20 protein-coding genes are annotated in these 19,952 nt (G+C 71.8%); 6 read left to right on the top strand and 14 right to left on the bottom strand.

The features are described from left to right. The first annotated feature begins 133 nt into the window (after positions 1 to 133). Positions 134 to 616 carry a bacterioferritin gene (gene bfr, locus IE277_RS01255; RefSeq protein ID WP_123977855.1) on the top strand — a complete coding sequence of 161 codons (483 nt, stop codon included), beginning with the start codon at positions 134 to 136 and terminating at the stop codon, positions 614 to 616. Between the two features lie 40 nt (positions 617 to 656). Here the strand turns inward: bfr and IE277_RS01260 are convergent, their stop codons facing one another. From IE277_RS01260 to IE277_RS46905, 3 genes are all read right to left on the bottom strand, one after another. Continuing rightward, positions 657 to 899 carry a (2Fe-2S)-binding protein gene (locus IE277_RS01260; RefSeq protein ID WP_189947625.1) on the bottom strand — a complete coding sequence of 81 codons (243 nt, stop codon included), beginning with the start codon at positions 897 to 899 and terminating at the stop codon, positions 657 to 659. Between the two features lie 152 nt (positions 900 to 1,051). Then, positions 1,052 to 2,404: a class II 3-deoxy-7-phosphoheptulonate synthase gene (locus IE277_RS01265; protein WP_189947627.1), complete on the bottom strand. Its 1,353-nt coding sequence runs from the start codon at positions 2,402 to 2,404 to the stop codon at positions 1,052 to 1,054. 146 nt (positions 2,405 to 2,550) lie between these two features. Further along, entirely contained in the window at positions 2,551 to 4,389 is a 1,839-nt protein-coding gene (locus tag IE277_RS46905; RefSeq protein WP_229880436.1) for a choice-of-anchor P family protein, read from the bottom strand. A 525-nt stretch (positions 4,390 to 4,914) separates the two neighbouring features. On the opposite strand from IE277_RS46905, the gene IE277_RS49390 reads away from it, so the two are divergent. Further along, the gene (locus IE277_RS49390) at positions 4,915 to 4,977 is read left to right on the top strand and encodes a trp operon leader peptide (protein WP_189949145.1); all 63 of its coding nucleotides are present in this window, start codon (positions 4,915 to 4,917) and stop codon (positions 4,975 to 4,977) included. A 98-nt stretch (positions 4,978 to 5,075) separates the two neighbouring features. Further along, a complete protein-coding gene (locus IE277_RS01280; protein ID WP_189947629.1) occupies positions 5,076 to 6,971 on the top strand; it encodes an anthranilate synthase family protein in 1,896 nt (631 codons plus the stop codon). A 124-nt stretch (positions 6,972 to 7,095) separates the two neighbouring features. Here IE277_RS01280 and IE277_RS01285 read toward each other — a convergent pair whose 3' ends face one another. From IE277_RS01285 to IE277_RS01300, 4 genes are all read right to left on the bottom strand, one after another. Then, a complete protein-coding gene (locus IE277_RS01285; protein ID WP_189947631.1) occupies positions 7,096 to 8,124 on the bottom strand; it encodes a 6-phosphofructokinase in 1,029 nt (342 codons plus the stop codon). Between the two features lie 116 nt (positions 8,125 to 8,240). Further along, on the bottom strand, positions 8,241 to 8,918 hold the full coding sequence (locus tag IE277_RS01290) for a response regulator (protein ID WP_189947633.1): 678 nt from the start codon (positions 8,916 to 8,918) through the stop codon (positions 8,241 to 8,243). Then, positions 8,915 to 10,147, bottom strand: coding sequence for a MacS family sensor histidine kinase (gene macS / locus IE277_RS01295; RefSeq protein WP_189947634.1), 1,233 nt, complete (start codon positions 10,145 to 10,147; stop codon positions 8,915 to 8,917). The genes IE277_RS01290 and macS overlap by 4 nt, the downstream gene beginning before the upstream one ends. 41 nt (positions 10,148 to 10,188) lie before the next feature. After that, positions 10,189 to 10,935 carry a lysophospholipid acyltransferase family protein gene (locus IE277_RS01300; protein WP_189949147.1) on the bottom strand — a complete coding sequence of 249 codons (747 nt, stop codon included), beginning with the start codon at positions 10,933 to 10,935 and terminating at the stop codon, positions 10,189 to 10,191. Between the two features lie 186 nt (positions 10,936 to 11,121). Here IE277_RS01300 and IE277_RS01305 point away from each other — a divergent pair, with 186 nt between their 5' ends. From IE277_RS01305 to IE277_RS01315, 3 genes are read left to right on the top strand one after another with little or no spacing between them, the layout of a single operon-like run. Then, the gene (locus tag IE277_RS01305; RefSeq protein WP_189947636.1) at positions 11,122 to 11,901 is read left to right on the top strand and encodes an alpha/beta hydrolase; all 780 of its coding nucleotides are present in this window, start codon (positions 11,122 to 11,124) and stop codon (positions 11,899 to 11,901) included. Further along, complete coding sequence (locus IE277_RS01310; protein ID WP_189947638.1) at positions 11,894 to 12,490, top strand: hypothetical protein; 597 nt, start codon at positions 11,894 to 11,896, stop codon at positions 12,488 to 12,490. The genes IE277_RS01305 and IE277_RS01310 overlap by 8 nt, the downstream gene beginning before the upstream one ends. 40 nt (positions 12,491 to 12,530) lie before the next feature. Continuing rightward, positions 12,531 to 13,235, top strand: a complete 705-nt coding sequence (locus IE277_RS01315; protein WP_189947640.1) for a TetR/AcrR family transcriptional regulator — start codon at positions 12,531 to 12,533, stop codon at positions 13,233 to 13,235. Here the strand turns inward: IE277_RS01315 and IE277_RS01320 are convergent. The 7 genes from IE277_RS01320 to IE277_RS01350 all read right to left on the bottom strand — a co-directional run bounded on the left by IE277_RS01320 (position 13,222) and on the right by IE277_RS01350 (position 19,794). Then, positions 13,222 to 14,592, bottom strand: a complete 1,371-nt coding sequence (locus IE277_RS01320; protein ID WP_189947642.1) for a serine hydrolase domain-containing protein — start codon at positions 14,590 to 14,592, stop codon at positions 13,222 to 13,224. The genes IE277_RS01315 and IE277_RS01320 overlap by 14 nt on opposite strands. Before the next feature lie 136 nt (positions 14,593 to 14,728). Next, positions 14,729 to 15,481: an endonuclease/exonuclease/phosphatase family protein gene (locus IE277_RS01325; protein ID WP_189947643.1), complete on the bottom strand. Its 753-nt coding sequence runs from the start codon at positions 15,479 to 15,481 to the stop codon at positions 14,729 to 14,731. 150 nt (positions 15,482 to 15,631) lie between these two features. Beyond that, the gene (locus IE277_RS01330) at positions 15,632 to 16,585 is read right to left on the bottom strand and encodes an ROK family glucokinase (RefSeq protein ID WP_189947644.1); all 954 of its coding nucleotides are present in this window, start codon (positions 16,583 to 16,585) and stop codon (positions 15,632 to 15,634) included. A gap of 66 nt (positions 16,586 to 16,651) precedes the next feature. Continuing rightward, positions 16,652 to 17,140 (bottom strand): DUF5304 domain-containing protein, encoded by a 489-nt coding sequence (locus tag IE277_RS01335; protein ID WP_189947645.1) that lies wholly within the window; start codon positions 17,138 to 17,140, stop codon positions 16,652 to 16,654. A 57-nt stretch (positions 17,141 to 17,197) separates the two neighbouring features. Then, positions 17,198 to 18,385, bottom strand: a complete 1,188-nt coding sequence (locus IE277_RS01340) for an ArsA family ATPase (protein WP_189947646.1) — start codon at positions 18,383 to 18,385, stop codon at positions 17,198 to 17,200. Between the two features lie 44 nt (positions 18,386 to 18,429). After that, on the bottom strand, positions 18,430 to 18,873 hold the full coding sequence (locus IE277_RS01345) for an SRPBCC family protein (protein ID WP_189947647.1): 444 nt from the start codon (positions 18,871 to 18,873) through the stop codon (positions 18,430 to 18,432). A gap of 123 nt (positions 18,874 to 18,996) precedes the next feature. Next, entirely contained in the window at positions 18,997 to 19,794 is a 798-nt protein-coding gene (locus IE277_RS01350) for a metallophosphoesterase family protein (protein ID WP_189947648.1), read from the bottom strand. Positions 19,795 to 19,952: the final 158 nt, after the last annotated feature.

The raw sequence follows: 19,952 nt of genomic DNA on the forward strand, positions 1-19,952 counted from the left end.
TGGATCCATGAACCGGACAACTCGCAGCAACTAAGCACTTACTTACTAAGTCGGCACTTACTGGACGATCTTCGTCCCCGATGCAATCATGCGGCCGCGTACCCCCCGTTTCCGTGTGGAAGGAGCCGCTGCGATGCAGGGCGACCCCGAGGTCATCGAGTTCCTCAACGAGCAGCTCACCGGCGAGCTGACCGCGATCAACCAGTACTTCCTGCACGCGAAGATGCAGGAGAACTTCGGCTGGTACAAGCTCGCCAAGTACACGCGGCACGAGTCCTTCGACGAGATGAAGCACGCGGAGGTGCTCACCGACCGGATCCTGTTCCTGGAGGGGCTGCCCAACTACCAGCGGCTCTTCCATGTCCGCGTCGGGCAGACGGTGAAGGAGATGTTCGAGGCCGACCGGCAGATCGAGGTGGAGGCGATCGACCGGCTGAAGCGGGGCATCAAGGTGATGCGCGAGAAGGGCGACATCACGTCCGCCAACATCTTCGAGGACATCCTCGCCGACGAGGAGAACCACATCGACTATCTCGACACGCAGCTGGAGCTGGTGGAGAAGCTCGGCGAGGCGCTCTACATCTCCCAGATCATCGAGCAGCCCGAGAGCAGCTGACCCGAGAGCAGCCGACCCGGGAGGGCCGCCTCGGGAGCGGCTAGGCGGCCTCGTCCAGACCGACGGGGCCGGACAGCTCGGCGAGTACCGGCCTGCCCTGGTCGGCCAGCTCGCGGCGCGGGCAGGCGCCACGGCCCAGGATCGCCTGGATCCGGCGGACACACGAACCGCAGTCCGTGCCCGCCTTGCAGGCGGAGGCGATCTGGCGGGGGGTGCAGGCGCCGTCCTCCGCATGCCGCTTGACCTGGTCCTCGGTGATGCCGAAGCAGCTGCAGACGTACACGCGGATTCACCTCCCGACGGAGTCTCGGCGCCATCCCCTTGATCGGTGAGGCAAACCTAACCTTACCCGCCGCACAGGGTCCGCAAAAGTGGGGAGGGGCGCGGATCGGATGTGATCCGCGCCCCAGAGCGTCCGGCTGTCCCCTGCGGGTCCTACTGGTCCCGGTACATCTCCGCGACCAGGAACGCCAGGTCCAGCGACTGGCTGCGGTTCAGCCGCGGGTCGCAGGCCGTCTCGTAGCGCTGGTGCAGATCGTCGACGAAGATCTCGTCGCCGCCGCCCACGCACTCGGTGACATCGTCGCCGGTCAGCTCCACATGGATGCCGCCCGGGTGGGTGCCGAGCCCCTTGTGGACCTCGAAGAAGCCCTTGACCTCGTCGAGCACGTCGTCGAAGCGGCGGGTCTTGTGCCCGGAGGCCGCCTCGAAGGTGTTGCCGTGCATCGGGTCGGTCACCCAGGCCACCGTCGCGCCGGACGCCGTGACCTTCTCCACCAGCTCGGGGAGCTTGTCGCGGATCTTGTCGGCGCCCATGCGGACGATGAAGGTCAGCCGGCCCGGCTCCCGCTCGGGGTCGAGGCGGTCGATGTACTTCAGCGCGTCCTCGGCCGTCGTCGCCGGGCCGAGCTTGATGCCGAGCGGGTTGCGGATCTTCGAGGCGAACTCGATGTGCGCCCCGTCCAGCTGCCGGGTGCGCTCGCCGATCCACACCATGTGCCCGGAGACGTCGTACAGCTTGCCGGTGCGCGAGTCGACCCGGGTCAGGGCGGACTCGTAGTCCAGCAGCAGCGCCTCGTGCGAGGAGAACAGCTCGACGGTCTTGAACTCCTCCGGGTCCGTGCCGCAGGCCCGCATGAAGTTCAGCGCGTTGTCGATCTCGCGGGCGAGCTGCTCGTAGCGCTGGCCCGACGGCGAGGTCTTCACGAAGTCCTGGTTCCAGGCATGCACCTGGCGCAGGTCGGCGTAGCCGCCGGTGGTGAAGGCGCGCACCAGGTTCAGCGTGGACGCCGAGGCGTTGTACATGCGCTTCAGGCGCTCGGGGTCCGGGATCCGGGACTCCGGAGTGAAGTCGAAGCCGTTGACGGAGTCGCCCCGGTACACCGGGAGGGTCACTCCGTCGCGGGTCTCCGTCGGCTTGGAGCGCGGCTTGGAGTACTGCCCGGCGATCCTGCCGACCTTCACCACGGGCACGGCGGCCGCGTAGGTGAGGACGGCACCCATCTGGAGCAGCGTCTTCAGCTTGTTGCGGATGTGGTCGGCGGACACGGCGTCGAAGGCCTCGGCGCAGTCGCCGCCCTGGAGGAGGAACGCCTCTCCCCTGGCGACGGCCGCCATCCGGGCGCGCAGCTGGTCGCACTCGCCCGCGAAGACGAGCGGCGGATACGACTCGAGGTCCGCGATCACTGCGCGCAGAGCCTCGGCGTCGGGGTACTCGGGCTGCTGCGCCGCGGGCAGGTTCCGCCAGGTGTTGCCAGCGCTCGCGCTGGTCTTAGCGTTCACGGTCACCCTCTACACATTACGGGGTGCGGTCACCGACCCCCTCATTCGCTCATCAAGTGAGACGCATCGTGACCGGATGTGGGAAACGGGCCCCCGGGGGCGGGGGCCCGTCGGTGCGGCCCGTCGGTGCGCAGGCCCGTCTCCGGCGGCGGTCAGCCGCAGTTGTGGGCCGCCGAGGTGCTGGACGCGACGACCACGTCCACCCCGGGGGCGGTCAGGTGGACGGCGTCGACCGTGAGGCCGCCGTCCGCCGTCCTGACCTGCTCGTTCACCACGAGCTTGACGCCCACGACCCCGAGATCGACGGATTCGTTCACGCTGCCGTCGACCTTGACCGGGACACCGGCCACGGTGAGCGTGAGGTCCGTGCTGCCGGACACCGCGCCGCAGGTGCCGGTCGAGCCGGCCTTGATCCCGGACACCTTCAGGACGGGGAGCCCGGGCAGCCCGATCGTGGCCTCCTCCAGGGACGCCGTGGCGGTGGCGCTGCCGGGTCCGGCCTTGGTGTCGACCCGGGCACACAGCGTCTTCGAGGTGAGCACGACCGTGGTGAGGTCGGCCGTGCAGGGCGGGGCCGTGCCGCTCGCACCCGCGGTGCGCACGGTGCCCGTGTCGGGCGTCGGCGGGACGGACACCACCGGCAGGCCGAGCAGCGAGACGTCGGCGGAGAGGCCGTAGGCCCGTCCGGTGACGTACCGGAGCCGCACGGTGGCGGTGGCCTCGGCGGGCAGGTAGCCGTCGTCGCCGGCGAAGGACACCTTGACCGGGACGGTCGCGTCGGCGTTCAGCGGGGCGTCGACCGAGGCGATGGCGCAGCTCGCCGCTCCCTGGGCGTCCGTGGTGCCGTCACAGGTCTGGGCGCCGAGCGCGAAGCTCACCTTCTTGCCGGCGACGGGTGCGCCGGCGTCGGTGGTGAGGGTCGCGGACAGCGTGGCCGGGGAGCCGTCGGAGACGGTCTTCGGGCCGGTGTGGGCGAGCTTGGTGGCCTTCTTCCGGGGCGGCGGAGGCGTACTGCCGGCGCCGACGTCCATGAAGTCGCGGTCGATGCCGATCCTGACGCCGCCGTGGGTCTCGTACAGATCACCCGCGTACTGGTGGACGCGCTGGTGGTCGGTCCACAGGCCGGCCGGGATCGCCGGGTCGTCGGTGGTCTCCCGGTTGTCCCAGCGGGCGGTGTCGATCACGTCCGGCAGCACGATCCGGCCGGCGGCCGCGACGAGGTCGGGGGTGAGGGACGCTCCGCCGCCGTAGGCACCGGAGCGGTAGCCGAGCGTGTGCAGCCGCTTGGTCCAGGCGTCGAGGTAGGCGAGCACCCGGGCGGTGTTGTCGCCTCCGCGCGGATAGTTCTCCATGTTCTCGTAGATCACCGAGCCCGCGTCGAGCCCCACCGCCTTCGCCTGCGCGACCGCGTCGTCGGCGGCCGCGGTGCCCTGCGGGACCGGGTCGGTGATGACCGAGCAGTGGCCGCCGCAGCTGCCCGAGTCGGCGGTGGCCTGCTTGCCGACGTAGATCGGCAGGAAGCGCCAGCCGTTCGTGTACTGGGTCCGCACCCACTGGGCGTCGAGGTTCGCCTGGGGGCAGCCGCGGTTCTCGCCGCCGATGTAGACGCCGACGGCGCCGTATCCGGAGGATCCCTTCCACGCGTCCATCGCCGCCTGGCCCGGGGCGGCGCAGGCGTCGAAGCCCTTGCCCTGGTACGAGGTCGCGTCGGCCGGGACGGCGAGCGCGGCCGGCGCGGCGGACGGTGCCGCGGTCCGCGCCGAGGCCGCCGGCAGCCCGGCACTGCCCAGCACCCGCTGGATCCCGGCGCGGTCACCGCCGTAGCCGGCCGTGACGGTGATGCCGGCGGCGGTCGCGCTGTACGTCCGGGAGGCGGGGTTCTCGGTGACGGTGATCCTGGTGGCGCCCGAGGGCCGCACGAGGAGCGCCTCGGTGCGGCCGGTCACGTCGGCGGGACAGTTCTGGCGGGCGCCGGGTGTGCCGAGGTACACGGCGTGCCGGTCGAAGCGGACGCAGGCGGCCGGATTCCTGTCGAGGTCGACGACCTTCCAGTCGGCGGGGACGGTGAACGCGTGCCCCCGGTAGTGGATCGTGGTGCCGCCGCCACGGGTGCCGGCCTGCGCGGTGGCGGCCTGTGCGGTGGCGAGCGGTGCGGCGCCGAGTGCCGCCGCGGTGGCGAGGACGGTCAGCGTGCGTACGGCGCGCCGTCCGAACCACGGATGCGGCCGTGGTGACAGTGATCTGGAAATGACTTTCTCCTCCCCCGAGGGACGAAAGCGGTCCGGGGGAAGACTGAGAGTCAGATCGTGTACGCGTCAACAAATGGCGCTCAATTGCCGGTTTTTTCGGCCTACTTCCGTGTGCGGAGCCTCCGCACGCCCGGCGTGAGGGCCGTGTGGGCACGGCGTGAAACAGCGGGTCGCCAAACGCGCGCGGGGCAGTTGAAAGCCTCCGGGAAGCGGGTGCCGGGCGGATGAACCCGCCGAGGCCTGACCGGATCGGGTAGGGTGCGGAACATGCTCGCGCATTCGCCCATGAACCAGAACTGGTGGTGGACCGCTCATCCGGCGGCCCACTGACTGCGCGTACCCAGACTTCGCGAAGGCCGCCCGAGGGGCGGCCTTCGGTGTTTCCAGGGCCGGGCCGTTCCTCCCACCGAGAAGAGGAACGAGAAACCATGGACCTGACCCGACTGCTCGACGACGACCGCCCGTTCGCCCTTCTGCGCCGCCGCACACCGGGCCGCGAGCACGACACGGTCGAGCTGCTGCGCGGCCCCGTCACCGCCCACGACCGGCTGGCGGACCTGCCCGACGAGGGTCTCGCGCTGGTCCCGTTCCGGCAGATCCGCGAGCGCGGCTTCGACGTCCGCGACGACGGCACCCCGCTGCTGGTGCTGACCCCTGAGGAGTCGTACGAGATCCCGCTGGAGCAGGCCCTGGACCAGCTGCCCGGACACGAAGTCCGGGTCGAGGACGGCGCCTTCGACGTCGACGACGCGGCCTACGGCGAGATCGTCGCACGGGTGCTGGCGGAGGAGATCGGCCGGGGCGAGGGCGCGAACTTCGTGATCCGGCGCACCTACGAGGGCGCGATCCCGGGGTTCGGCCGGGCCGACGCGCTCGCGCTGTTCCGGCGGCTGCTGGCGGGTGAGCGGGGCGCGTACTGGACGTTCGTCGTGCATACCGGGGACCGGACACTGGTCGGGGCCAGCCCCGAGGTGCATGTGCGGATGTCCGGCGGGACGGTCGTGATGAACCCGATCAGCGGGACGTACCGGTATCCCACCGAGGGGCCGACCCCGGAGCATCTGCTCTCCTTCCTCGCCGACGGCAAGGAGATCGAGGAGCTGTCGATGGTCGTCGACGAGGAACTGAAGATGATGTGCACCGTCGGCGACATGGGCGGGGTGGTCGTCGGGCCGCGGCTGAAGGAGATGGCGCATCTCGCGCACACCGAGTACGAGCTGCGCGGAAAGTCCTCCCTGGACGCGCGGGAGGTGCTGAGGGAGACCATGTTCGCGGCGACGGTGACCGGGTCGCCGGTGCAGAACGCGTGCCGGGTGATCGAGCGCCATGAGGTGGGCGGCCGGGGCTACTACGCGGGCGCTCTGGCGCTGCTCGGCCGGGACTCCGGCGGCGCCCAGACCCTCGACTCCCCCATTCTGATCCGCACCGCCGACATCGACGCCGAGGGACACGTGCGCGTCCCGGTCGGCGCCACGCTGGTGCGCGGCTCGGACCCGGCGGGCGAGGTCGCGGAGACACACGCGAAGGCGGCGGGGGTGCTGGCCGCCCTCGGGGTACGGCCGCCCCGGCCGCGAGCGCAGGGGGAGCGGCCCCGGCTGGCGGACGACCCGCGGGTGCGGGCGGCGCTGGACGGCCGGCGGGCCTCGCTCGCGCCCTTCTGGCTGCGGATGCAGGAGCCGGCGCAGGAGCTGACCGGCCATGCCCTCGTCGTCGACGGCGAGGACACCTTCACCGCGATGCTGGCGCATGTGCTGCGCTCGGGCGGCCTGGAGGTGACGGTACGGCGGTACGACGAGCCGGGGCTGCGGGCGGCCGTGCTCGCGCACGAGGGCCCGGTGGTGCTCGGCCCCGGACCCGGCGATCCGGCGGACCTCGCCGACCCGAAGATGCGGTTCCTGCGCGAGCTGACGTCCACGCTGATCCGGGAGCGGCGGCACGGGGTGCTGGGCGTCTGCCTGGGCCATGAGCTGATCGCGGCCGAGCTGGGGCTGGACATCGTCCGCAAGGAGGTGCCGTACCAGGGGGCGCAGACCACGGTCGGCCTGTTCGGACGGGCCGAGACCGTCGGCTTCTACAACAGTTTCGTGGCCCGCTGCGACGACGAGGGCGCCCGGGAGCTGGCCGCGCACGGGGTGGAGGTGAGCCGGGCGGCCAATGGCGAGGTGCACGCGCTGCGCGGGCCCGGCTTCGCCGGCGTGCAGTTCCACCCCGAGTCGGTCCTCAGCCTGAACGGGGCCGCGGTGGTGCGGGAGCTGATCGGTCAGCTGCGCGGCACGAGCACGTGCTCCGAGCGGCGACCGGCCCTAGGGCGTGTAGCGCCCTAGGGCCGGTCGCTTGGATCCTGTCGGTGTCGCGGGGCATGGACGAGCACCGGTGTCTGTCGCGCCGTCTGGGGGCTGTCGCCCCCAGACGGGCTGGATCGCCCACCGGCGCCGGGAACGGGCCCGCTCAGCCGAAGAAGACCCCGACCTCCTCGTACAGCTTCGGATTCACCGTCTTCAGCTTGGCCGTGGCCTCGGCGAGGGGGACCCGGACGATGTCGGTGGAGCGCAGCGAGACCATCTTGCCGAAGTCCCCGTCGTGCACGCACTCGATGGCGTGCAGGCCGAAGCGGGTGGCGAGCCAGCGGTCGAAGGCGCTGGGCGTGCCGCCGCGCTGGACATGGCCGAGGACCGTGGTGCGCGCCTCCTTGCCGGTGCGCCTCTCGATCTCCTTGGCCAGCCACTCGCCGACCCCGGAGAGCCGGACGTGCCCGAAGGAGTCCAGCGAGCCGTCCTTGAGCACCATGTCGCCGTCCTTGGGCATGGCACCCTCGGCGACGACCACGATCGGCGCGTACGACGCCCGAAAGCGCGAGGTCACCCAGGCGCAGACCTGCTCGACGTCGAAGCGCTGCTCGGGGATGAGGATGGCGTTGGCGCCGCCGGCCAGCCCCGAGTGGATGGCGATCCAGCCGGCGTGCCGGCCCATCACCTCCACGACCAGGACCCGCATATGGGACTCGGCGGTGGTGTGCAGCCGGTCGATGGCCTCGGTGGCGATGTTGACGGCGGTGTCGAAGCCGAAGGTGTAGTCGGTGGCCGACAGGTCGTTGTCGATCGTCTTGGGCACCCCGACGCAGGGCACCGCGTACTCGTCGGACAGCCGCGCGGCGACGCCCAGGGTGTCCTCGCCGCCGATCGCGATGAGGGCCTGGACGTCCAGCTTGGCCAGGTTGTCCTTGATCCGGCGGATGCCGTTCTCGGCCTTGAGCGGGTTGGTCCGCGAGGAGCCGAGGATGGTGCCGCCGCGGGGCAGGATGCCGCGCACCGCGGGGATGTCGAGACGGACGGTGTCGCCTTCGAGGGGACCGCGCCAGCCGTCCCGGAAGCCGACGAAGTCATAGCCGTATTCCTGCACGCCCTTGCGGACGATGCCCCGGATGACGGCATTGAGCCCGGGGCAGTCGCCGCCTCCGGTCAGTACTCCGACCCGCATGAAATGTCCCTTCGCCGCGGTTCCCTGACACTCGGTCACGCTAACGGTGACCCAGGTCACATCGGGAGAGGCGGGGCGGGTGATTTCGGCGCATTGCCGGAATGCGCCTGGCAGCGCTACTCGTTGTCGAGGCCGCGCTCTATGGCGTACCGCACCAGCTCGACCCTGTTGTGGAGTTGGAGCTTGCCGAGGGTGTTCTGCACATGGTTCTGCACCGTGCGGTGGGAGATGACGAGGCGTTCGGCGATCTGCTTGTAGCTCAGGCCCTTGGCGACGAGGCGCAGCACCTCCGTCTCGCGGTCCGTCAGCCGGGGCGCGCCGGGCTCGTCGGTGTCGGGGGCGGGGGCGGGCTCGGAGGCCAGCCGGCGGTACTCGCCGAGGACCAGTCCGGCGAGACCCGGCGTGAACACCGGGTCGCCGACGGCGGTCCGGCGCACCGCGTCCAGCAACTCCCCGGTGGAGGCCGACTTCAGCAGATAGCCGGTCGCGCCGGACTTCACCGCCTCCAGGACGTCGGCGTGCTCGCCGCTCGCGGAGAGGACCAGGACGCGCAACGCCGGGTTGTGGCCGACCAGTTCCTTGCACACCTGGACACCGGGCTTGGCGGGCAGGTTCAGGTCCAGCACGAGGACGTCGGGGGCGGCGGCCTTGGCCCGGCGGACCGCCTGCTCGCCGTCGCCGGCGGTGGCGACCACCGCGAAGCCGGACTCGGCCAGGTCGCGGGCGACCGCGTCGCGCCACATGGGGTGGTCGTCCACCACCATGACCTTGATCGGATCCTGCCGCTGTGTCATCGCCGCTCCGCCTTCTTCCCCCGCGCCCGCGGCGCACCCTTCGGTACCTTCAGTTCGACTTCCGTGCCCTGTCCGGGGACGGAGATCAGCTCCGCGCTGCCGCCCAGGTCGCGCAGCCGCCCCCGGATCGACTGGGCCACGCCGAGCCGGCCCTCGCCCTCGGCCTGGGCGAGCCGGCCCTCGGGGATGCCGGGGCCGTCGTCCCGGACGGTCACGACGATCTCCTCCGGCTCGTCCTCGACCAGGATCCAGGCCCGGGCCTCGCCGCCCGCGTGCCTGCGTACGTTGTCCAGGGCGGCGCCGACCGCGGCGGCCAGCTCCCGCGCGGCCGGCCGGGACAGCTCGACCGGGGCCCCGGGCTCGGCCAGGCTCACCCGGGCACCCGCGTAGGGGGCGAGCAGGGCGCGCAGATCGAGCGGGCCGTCCGGTTCGTCCTCGTACGGCTCCTCGACGACGCGTACGACGGCTCCGGCGGAGGCGTCCTCCGAGACCCGGGAGACCGGCACCAGACCGCCGGAGACCAGCGTGCGCAGCGCCACCTCCTGCTCCCCCGCGAGCCGCCCCAGCTCGGCCGCCTCACCGCCGATGACCGCGCCGCGCCGCTGCACCATCGCCAGCACCTGCAGCACGCCGTCGTGGATGTCCCGGGCCAGCCGCTCCCGCTCACGGGTCGCGGCCTCGATCTCCAGGGCGCGGGCGAGGGTGCGCTCGGAGGCGCGGGCGACCTCCACGACATAGCCGATGGCGATGGAGGCCACCCAGACGAGGATCAGGCTGTGCACCGTGTCGCGGGCCGGGTGGCCGCGCTCGACCAGATTGGCGGCGGCCACCGCCGTGGAGGCGACGGCTGCCCAGCGCCAGCCGCCCTTGATCGCGAAGGCGAGCACCGCGCCGGCCGTCCATATCGACGGCAGCGTGGGACCGCCCGCGATCCGCTGGTGGCTGTCGGCGAGCGGGGTGAGCAGGATCCCGGCGAGGGCGATGGCCAGATCGGCGACCAGGAAGCGCTTGGTGCAGCTCGCCGCGCCGCGCACCCTGGGCAGGGTGGCGAGGGTCCAGACGAGCAGGACGGCGTTGTAGGCGACGGCCGCCCAGGGTCGGACATAGAGGTCGTACCTGGTGACGCACAGGGCGATCGCGTACAGCAGGGTCAGCACGCGATAGCCGGCGAGCGCGCGCCACAGCGGCAGCTCGACCGACATCCTCATGACCCGCTCACGCCTCGGCATGTCCCCCGCCCCCCCGGCCCTCTCCTAGCCCGTCCAGCCCGTCAAGCCTCTGTCTTCTTCTCGGCGGCCTCGGCCTTCTCGGCTTCCCTGGCCTTCTCGGCTTCCTTGGCCGACTTCGCCGCATCCGCGATCTGCCGCTTGGCGGCGGTCGCGTACATGTCGACGTACTCCTGGCCGGAGAGCTTCATGATCTCGTACATGACCTCGTCGGTCAGGGCGCGCAGGACGAAGCGGTCGTGCTCCATGCCGGCGTAGCGGCCGAAGTCGAGCGGCTTGCCGATACGGATGCCGGGCCGCATCAGCTTCGGCATCACCTTGCCGGGCGGCTGGATCTTCTCGGTGTCGATCATCGCCACCGGGATGACCGGCGCTCCGGTGGCGAGCGCCACGCGCGCGAGACCGCCGGGCTTGCCCCGGTAGAGCCGGCCGTCGGGCGAGCGGGTGCCCTCGGGGTAGATACCGAACAGCTCGCCGCGCTCCAGCACCTCGATGCCGCTCTTGATCGCCGCCTCGCCGGCGCCGCGCGCCCCGGAGCGGTCCACCGGGAGCTGTCCGACGCCCTTGAAGAAGGCCGCCGTCAGCCGGCCCTTCACACCGGGCGTGGTGAAGTACTCGGCCTTCGCGATGAAGGTGACCTTGCGCTCCAGGACCGCCGGCAGGAAGAACGAGTCCGAGAAGGACAGGTGATTGCTCGCCAGGATGGCGGCCCCTTCTGCCGGTACGTTCTCCAGGCCCTCCACCCAGGGCCTGAAGGCGACCTTCAGCGGCCCTCCGATGGCGACCTTCATCGTGCCGTACAACACCCGTGTGCCTCCCGTTTCCGTCGAACAGACCTTAACCCGGAGGACCGTCAATCGGTCCGACGACCCTGGTCGGTGTCAGTGCGGTCGCGTACGGTGAAGCACATCCGCGCGTATTCCTCACGCTTTCGCCGGCCACCGGTGGGGGCCTCTTCAGAAACAGGAGCGTCCAAGGTGCCGGTCCTCCCCGGAGCCGAGCCGTACCGCCACGAGGGCGGGGAGGTGGGGGTCCTCCTCTGCCACGGCTTCACCGGCTCGCCCCAGTCGCTGCGCCCCTGGGCGGAGCACCACGCGGCACACGGCCTGACCGTGTCGCTGCCGTTGCTGCCCGGCCACGGCACCCGCTGGGAGGACATGCAGCTCACCGGCTGGCAGGACTGGTACGCGGAGGTGGACCGCGAGCTGTGCCTCCTCGCCGAGCGCTGTTCCCGGGTGTTCGTCGCGGGCCTGTCCATGGGCGGCGCCCTGGCGCTCCGGCTCGCGGCCCGGCACGGCGAGCGGGTCGCGGGCGCCGTGGTCGTCAACCCGGCGAACAAGGTGCACGGCCTCGCGGCGTACGCCCTTCCGGTGGCCCGGCATCTCGTGCGCACGACGAAGGGCATCGCCAGCGACATCGCCAAGGGCGGCGCGGCCGAGGTGGGGTACGACCGGGTGCCGCTGCACGCGGCGCACTCGCTGCGGCGCTTCCTGCGCCGGCTGGACGGCGAGCTGCCCCAGGTCACCCAGCCGTTGCTGCTGCTGCGCAGCGCGCAGGACCATGTCGTCCCGGCCGCCGACTCGGCCCGGGTGCTCAGCCGGGTGTCGTCCACGGACGTGACGGAGATCGTGCTGGAACACAGCTACCACGTGGCGACGTTGGACCTCGATGCGGACCGGATCTTCGAGCAGAGCCTCGCCTTCGTCGGCCGGCTCGCACCCAGTCTCGGCAAGGAAGGGACGGCCACAGGTGGCTGAGCACGAGTCCGACCGCGAGGACCGTGAGGACCGCGAGGGCCGCGAGCCGGACGAGCAGGGCGCGTCCTTCGACGAGGACGCCGCCTGGCGCGCCATCGTCGCCGGGTACGGCGAGGAGCCGCCGGACCCGCCGGGTGCCAGGCCCTTCAAGCCGGTGGAGGACCTGGCGCTGCCGGAGCCGGACACCGAGAAGGACACCGGCACGAACCCCGGGAAGGACGCCGGGAAGGACGAGAGCGACATCGGCAAGGCGCCGGTGCGGCCGCTGGGCAGCTCGGTGTCGTTCGCGCCCGGTGTCGGCCCGCGCGACTACGCACCCGCGGAGCCCGACGAGGACGACGAGGGACACTTCGTCCCGCCGGAGCCACCGCCCCTGCCGGCCGCCGACCCCACCGCCAGGTTCGCCTGGCTGGGTGTCGTCGGCGGGCCGGTCCTGCTGCTGCTCGCGGTGGTGCTCGGCTGGGACATGACCTGGTGGCTGACGACCCTCGGCATCGGCGGCTTCCTCGGCGGCTTCGCCACGCTGGTGATGCGGATGCGCACGGACGACGAGGAGGGCGACGACCCGGGCCGTGGCGCGGTCGTCTGAACTTTGTACAGGTGCCGCGTGGCTCCCCTATCGTGAGCCCATGCCGCGCGACACCCTCACCCCTGAACAGATCGTCCGGACCGCCGTGGAGCTGCTGGACGACGAGGGTCTTGAGGGCCTGAACATGCGCAGCCTCGGCAGGCGGCTGGGGGCCGCGGCGACCGCCGTCTACTGGCATGTCAAGAACAAGGACGACCTCGTGCTGCTCGCCGCGGACCGGGTGTGGCGCGAGGTGGAGCTGCCGGAGCTGGGCCCGGCCGACTGGCGGGGCACCGCCACGGTGATGGCCGACCGGCTGCACACGATGCTCCTACGGCATCCGTGGCTGGTGCAGGCGATGGGCTCCCATCTGCTCCACGGCACCGGGAAGGCCCGTTACGACGACCATCTCCTCGGGGTCTTCGAGACGGCCGGGTTCGGGCCACAAGAGGCCGACCAGGCGGCCGGTGCACTGGTGACCTACGTCTTCGGCAACGCGCTCGGCGCGTCCACGATGGCATCACTGTCACGCAAGCTGCGGCGGGCCGGCGAGGACGCCGGGGGACGCGTCGAGGAGACGCTGGCCAAGGCGGCGGAGGCGGCACAGCCGTTTCCGCGGTTGCGGGCACGGCTGGACACGGCGGCGGCGACGGGGTATGCGGACGCGCCGGACGGAACGTACCGGGTGGGCCTGCGCGCCCTGCTGGACGGCCTGCGGCCCGGCGGAACGGACACGGCTCCCGGCACTGCGGTCAGCGCCTGCTGAAGAGGCGTCCGGCCAGGTCGACGCCGGTCACCGCGCCGTCGGCTCCACGGGAGAAGTAACCCTTCTGCCCCTTCAAGCCGCCCTCGGTGATCACATACTCGTCACCCTCCCCCGGCAGGAAGCCGATCTCCGCGGCCGGGTAGTCCGGCGGCATCTCCGCATCCGAGGCCGCCCGGATCTCCGGCTTGATGCCGACGGCCAGCGTGAGCCGGCCGGCCTCGTCCGTGACGTCGAGACACATGGCGTCGATCTCGTACCGCCCGGCGGCCTCGCGCGCCCGCCCCGCGTCGTACGGCAGCGGTTCCGGTTCCCGCTCGACCACCCCGAGGTACAGCTCCAGCGCCCGCTTCAGCACCGCCTGGTTGAACTGGTAGCCGTCCGGGCCGGTGTTGGCCAGCGAGACGACGGCGAAGTCCCGCTCCGGCACCAGGAGCAGCTCGGCGAACTGCCCGTTGCCCGAGCCTCCGTGACCGACCGTGCGCACGCCCGCCACATCCCGCAGGAACCAGCAGATGCCGAAGGCGTCGCCGAGGGTGCTGCCGCGCAGCTGAACCGTGGGCCGCTTCATCCGGTCCAGGCTCGCGGCCGTCAACAGGCCCTCACCGTCGCTCAGTTGGAAGCGGGCCCAGCGCAGCAGATCGCTCGCCGAGGAGACGATGCCGCCGCCGGGGTTGTTGCCGCGCGTGCCGGCCCGCCAGGACTTCCAGGGGCGGGCGAGGGTGACGGTGCCGTCCTCGGCCCGGTTGTGGCCCACGGCGAAGCGGCGGATCACGACCTCGTCCAGGTCGTAGACCGTGTCGGACAGGCCCAGCGGCTCCAGGACCAGTTCGGCGACGGCCTTCTCGAAGGGCAGGCCGGTGACCTTCTCCACCACCAGCCCGGCCAGGTTGTACCCGGCCTGACTGTAGGAGGCACGGGCACCGGGCGGGGCGATCAGCGGCAGCCGGTCCAGCTGGGCGACCCAGGCGGCGAGCGAGCCGTCGGTCTCGTCGGCGTCGACGAGGTTCCAGTCCAGGCCCGAGGTGTGGTTGAGCAGGTTCAGCACGGTGATCCGGGCGGCGGCCTCCTCGTCGGCGAGGCACAGCTCGGGGACGTAGCGGCGGACCGGGGCGTCGAGGTCCACCGCGCCCTGCTCGACCAGCCGCAGCAGCGCGGTCGCCGTGAAGCTCTTGCTGACCGAGGCGAGCGGGAAGAGGGTGTGCTCGTCGATCGGCAGCGGGTGGTCCACGTTGGTCACGCCGTGGGTGACATGGTGCTCCGCACCCCCTGCCAGTACGGCGACGGCGGCCCCCGGCACCCCGAACTCGTCCGCCGCGGCCGCCACGAACGCGGCCAGTGACTCTCGCTCCTCGGACATCACGATCCCCCTTCTGGGCACTTGAACTAAGTACAGGCAGGACTGTAGGGCGCCCCGACGGGACGCACAAGGGGTTTCCTGTACTTAGTTCAAGCGGCGCACGCGATGCGGCGACCGGTCGGCTGCGAGGTGGCGGTCAGGACGCCGGTACGCGAAGGGCGGCGAGCACCGGGAGGTGGTCCGTGGCGGCGATCAGATCGGCACGGGTGACGCCCGGTTGCGCCAAGGGGACCCCGCAGCCCAGCACCTCGATGTCCTTCGTGGCGAAGACCGCGTCGATACGGCGGTGGGGCTCGCTGTACCGCCACGTCTCCTCGCCGCCCCAGGGGGCCACGGCCCGGCAGTCCTGAAGGGCGCCGGAGAGCAGACGGAAGGCGGGGCCCTCGGGACTCTCGTTGAGGTCACCGCCGGCGACGGCGTGCGCCACGCCCAGGCCGGCGAGCCGGTCGAGAAGCATCCCGGCCTGCTCGCGGCGCTCGTCCTTCTGCAGGCTCAGATGGCAGCTGAGCACGCCGATGCGGGCGCCGCCGAAACGGACCACTGCCGTGGCGAAGCCGCGCCGGTGGTGGCCGGGGGCGAGGGGCAGGAGGACGTCCTCGGTGTGTTCGACGGTGGCCCGGAGCGAGCAGAGGATCGCGGGGCCCGCGGCGGTGGCGCCGCCGGTGAGGATGACCTGGCCACAGGCCGCGGCGAGGCGGGCGAGCTTCTTGCGCCAGCGGAAGAAACGGGGGGCTTCCTGGATGAGGACCAGGTCGGGGGCGCAGGCGGTGATGACTCGGGCGAGGGCGTCGGTGTCGTCGCGCATCGAGCGGATGTTGTAGCTCAGGACGCGGAGGACGGGGGAACCGTCGGACTCTGTGCGGGAGTTGGGGAGCAGGGGGGTTGCCATGCCGTCAATCTAGGACGTGGACGGGGCTCGGGCGCCCGAATAAAGCGGGGCGCGAGGTCGTGTGCGACTGCCGTGTCGTCGTGGCGTGTCGCGCAGTTCCCCGCGCCCCGTTGAACCCAAGGTCTCTTACATATATGAACCCAAGGTCTCTTACATGATCGGGTCGGGCTCCCGGGCCAGGTCCGCCGCGCCCACCAGGCCCGCCTTGTTGCCGAGCTGGGCCGCGATCACATCGGCCACCGGGCGCCAGTTGCCGCCGACCAGCCAGCGCTTGTAGGACTTGCGGATCGGGTCGAGGACCAGTTCGCCCTCGTCGGAGAGGCCGCCGCCGACGATGAACGCGGAGGGGTCGAAGAGGGAGGCCAGGTCGGCGAGGCCGGCGCCGGCCCAGCGGGCCAGCTCGCGGTAGGAGTCGACGGCGACCGGGTCGCCCTGGCGGGCGGCCATGGAGATGTGTTTGCCCTCGATGCCGTCCGGGCTGCCGTCACCGAGGCCGAGCAGGATCTCGGCGTGCTCGGGGGTGGCGTTGGCGCGCTGCTTGGCGTAGCGGACCAGGGCGCGGCCGGAGGCGTACTGCTCCCAGCAGCCCTGCGAGCCGCAGCCGCACAGCAGGCCGTCCGGGACCATCCGGATGTGGCCGAACTCGGCGGCCACGCCGAAGTGGCCGCGGCGCAGCTTGTTGCCGATGATGATGCCGCCGCCGAGGCCGGTGCCGAGGGTGATGCAGATGACGTTGCGGTGGCCCTTGCCCGCGCCGAACCTGTACTCGCCCCAGGCGGCGGCGTTGGCGTCGTTCTCGACCACGACCGGGAGGCCCACACGGGCCTCGACCTTCTCTTTCAGCGGCTCCTGGCGCCAGTCGATGTTCGGCGCGAAGTACACCGTCGAGCGCTGCCGGTTCACATAACCGGCCGCGCCGATACCCACGCCGACGATCTCGTGCCCGGCTCGCGCGCCCTCGACGGCAGCGGCGATGGCGTCCACGATGCCCTCGGGCGTACCCGGGGTCGGCACCTGGTGGGTCGAGAGGATGTTGCCTTCCTCGTCGACCACACCGGCCGCGATCTTGGTGCCGCCGATGTCGACGCCGATGGTGAGTCCCATGAATCCCTCAGTTCGGTCGAGCCCCGCTACGGCCAACCGTACCCGAGGCCCCCTTGAGGGACGGCTTCAGTCCAGGTCGATCCGTTCTCCCGGGCCGCCGCCCTCACCCCCGTCGCGCCGCTCGTCGCGCCACTCGTCCGCCAGGTCGCCGGGGCGGGCGCTCCAGCGGCGTTCCTGGGCCTGGACGGCGGAGCGATAGGCGGCGAGCAGTTCGCCGCCGGCCGCGGCGAGGTGGTCGAAGACATCCGGGTTGCGCTCGATGACGGGCTCGACGGCGGCCTTGGCCTGCTGGACGGCCTGGCGCACCACCTGCTGGGCGGCGGGTCCGGCGAGGCCGCCGACGAGCGGTGACGAGAGGCCGGACAGCTTGTCGGCCACGGTGTCCACGAGTCTTTTCAGTTCCTCCGCGGCCGATCCCGGCTGCGGGCCGTGCTCGGCGCGGCGGCGGGCCTTCTCGGCGGCGAGATCCTCGGCGCAGGCGGTCGCCCAGGCGTCGGAGTCGGTGGCCCGGCCCTGCTCCTCGGACGAGTCGGTTGCGGGACGCTCTTCGCTCATGGCGGACTCCTGACGACGGTTCGCCTGTACGACGTTACCCGAACGGGCGTACCCGGTTCACCGTCCGCTTCGGCGTCCGGCGGCGGGCCACAGCTCGGGGTCCGGCGCGAACCTCACCCGCAGCTCGCCCTCGCGCAGACCGGCCCCGGCGACGGTGCAGCGGCGCAGGGCGGAGGGCAGCGGCACGATCCGCCGGAAAGGTCCCACGGTGATGACGAGTTCGTCACCGCGCCGGATCAGGTCCAGTTCCTCCCGTATCGCTCCGGGCAGCGGGATGTGCCAGACCAGCACGCCGTCCTCGGCGAGCCGGTCGGCCACGGGCCACTCGACCGGGGCGGGCGCCGGATTGACGCGCGGCACGGCGAGGGCGGCGAGGTCGTCGGCGCCGCGCGGGTCACGGCCGAGGTGCGCGACGGGGTGGACGTCGTACGGCTGCTGCTGCCAGTCGGCGAGCGTCTTGCGCTGCTGGGCGAGGAGGGAGGAGAACCAGCTGTCGGGGGTGGCCTCGGGCAGGGTGCGGTGGGCGATCAGGCCCTCGACGGGCAGGCCGCGCAGGGCGAGGCCGAGGCGGGCGGCCCGGACGGCGTCGGCGCCGGCCGGTCCGGGTTCGGCGACCAGGCGTACGGCGGTGTCGCGGTCGCAGAGCACGGCCTGGACGGCGGCCAGTTCGACGTCCCAGCGGGCCGCCGTCTCGTACAGCCAGTCGGCGGGCATGGGCACACCGGCCAGCCGGCCGAGGACCGGGCGCAGAGCGCGGGCCGCCTGCCGCTCGGGCGGGAGCAGCCGGCGCAGATAGCGGCGCAGCTCCTCGGGGAGGGCGAGCAGGGCGAGGGCCTGCGACAGGGGCGGGAGGTCGACGACGAGCAGGTCGTAGCGCTCGCTGAGGGCTGCGTCCCGGAGGGCGCGCAGCAAGGACAGTTCCTCGGCGCCAGGGAGCGGGGTGACCTCCTCGGCCTCCAGGCGAGCGGCGCCGAGCAGGTCGAGGACGTTCGCGGCGCGGGTCTGGAAGGCGGTGAGGTCCGCGCGGAACCGGGCGGTCGCGTCGGGACGCCAGGTGGTGAGGTTCGCGCCGGCTGGTGCGGGGGCCGGTCCTGTCGCGGAGCCGAGGGCGGCACCGAGGGTGTCGGTGCGGTCGGCGCTCAGCAGAAGGGTGCGGGTGCCCTCGCGGGCGGCGTCGAGCGCGGTCGCGGCGGCGATCGTGGTACGACCGCTGCCGCCGGGCCCCGTGATCAGGATGGTGCGCATGAGGGTGGAGGGTACCTGCGTGCGCGGGAGGCGAACCGGGGTGACTACTTCTCCCCCGACTCCACCCGCTGCTTCAGGCCCGCCAGCGCGCGGTCGATGATGACCTTCTCCGCCTTGCGCTTGATCATGCCGAGCATGGGGATCTTGACGTCGACCGTCAGGAGATAGGTGACCTCGGTGCTGCCGGGGCCGGCGGGCTTGAGGACGTAGGAGCCGTCCAGGGAGCGCAGCATCTGGGACTTGACCAGGGTCCAGGAGACCTCGTTGGCACCGGTCCAGGTGTAGGCCAGCGTCTGGTCGTCCTTGATCGCCCCCGCGTCCATGACGAGGCGGACCTGCTCCGCGCGGCCCTGGTCGTCGGTCTTGAGGATCTCCGCCTCCTTCACCTCTCCCGTCCAGTCCGGGTAGCGGGCGAAGTCGGCGATCACCCCCATGACGTCGGCCGGTGCCGCCTCGATCGTGATGCTCGAGCTGGTGTGTTCCGCCATCGCCGTGGCTCCTCCAGATGCGGGCCGGTACAGAGGTCGTCGTGCGCACGTGTGTGCAGCGTGAAGGCTACCGCGCCGCCGACATGCCGCCTTCACCCCCATGTCCCCCTGATCACGGACCGGTCACCATTCCAGCGCCCAGGGCCGGCCCGTCCCCGCGAAGTGGCCCACGTTCACGCACTCCGTCGCCCCGATCCGCATCCGCCGCACCAGCGGCTGGTGCACATGCCCGAAGAGCGAGAAGCGGGGTCTGGTGCGGCGGATGGCCTCCAGCAGGGCGCGGCTGCCGCGTTCGAAGCGGCGGGCGACGGTGTCGTAGACCAGCTCGGGAACCTCCGGCGGGATGTGGGTGCACAGCACGTCGACCTCGCCGACCGCCTCGATCTTCGCCGCGTACTCCTCGTCGTCGATCTCGTAGGGGGTGCGCATGGGCGTCTTCAGGCCGCCGCCGACGAAACCGAAGGTCCGGCCGCCGATCTCGACGCGCTGGCCGTCGAGGACGGTGGTGCCGGGGCGGGCGTACTCCTGCCAGAGAGGCGGCATGTCGACATTGCCGTAGGTGGCGTACGTCGGGGTGGGGAACGCGGCGAACATCTCGGCGTACTGCCTCCGCACCGCCTTCTCTATGGCGGCGGCCCGGTCGCCGCCGATGCCGCCCCACAGCCGGGCGCCGAACTCGCGGGCCTCCTCGAAGCGGCGGGCGGTGCGCAGCTCGACGATGCGGTCGGCGTTCTCCTTGCCGAACAGGTCGGGGAAGATGCCGCGCGAGTGGTCGTGGTAGTCGAGGAAGAGCACGAGGTCGCCGAGGCAGATCAGGGCGTCGGCACCCTCTCCGGCCCGTGCCAGGTCACGGGCGTTGCCGTGCACGTCACTGACCACGTGGACGCGCGTCGTTCGGTTACCGGAGGGTGTGGGTGCCATGGCGATCAAGGGTAAGGCTGTGCGGTGTGCGTGAACAGTGTCGGCCCTGCCTGCGGTTACTCGCCGGTCGGTTCAGCCGTGGACTACTGTGCGCGAAGGAACGCCAAGATGTGTGACGCAGCGAACATCTCGCCGGGACCCCCTGTCGGGAACGCCAT

The sequence above is a fragment of the Streptomyces alanosinicus genome (assembly GCF_014650595.1).
Taxonomy (GTDB): Bacteria; Actinomycetota; Actinomycetes; order Streptomycetales; family Streptomycetaceae; genus Streptomyces; species Streptomyces alanosinicus.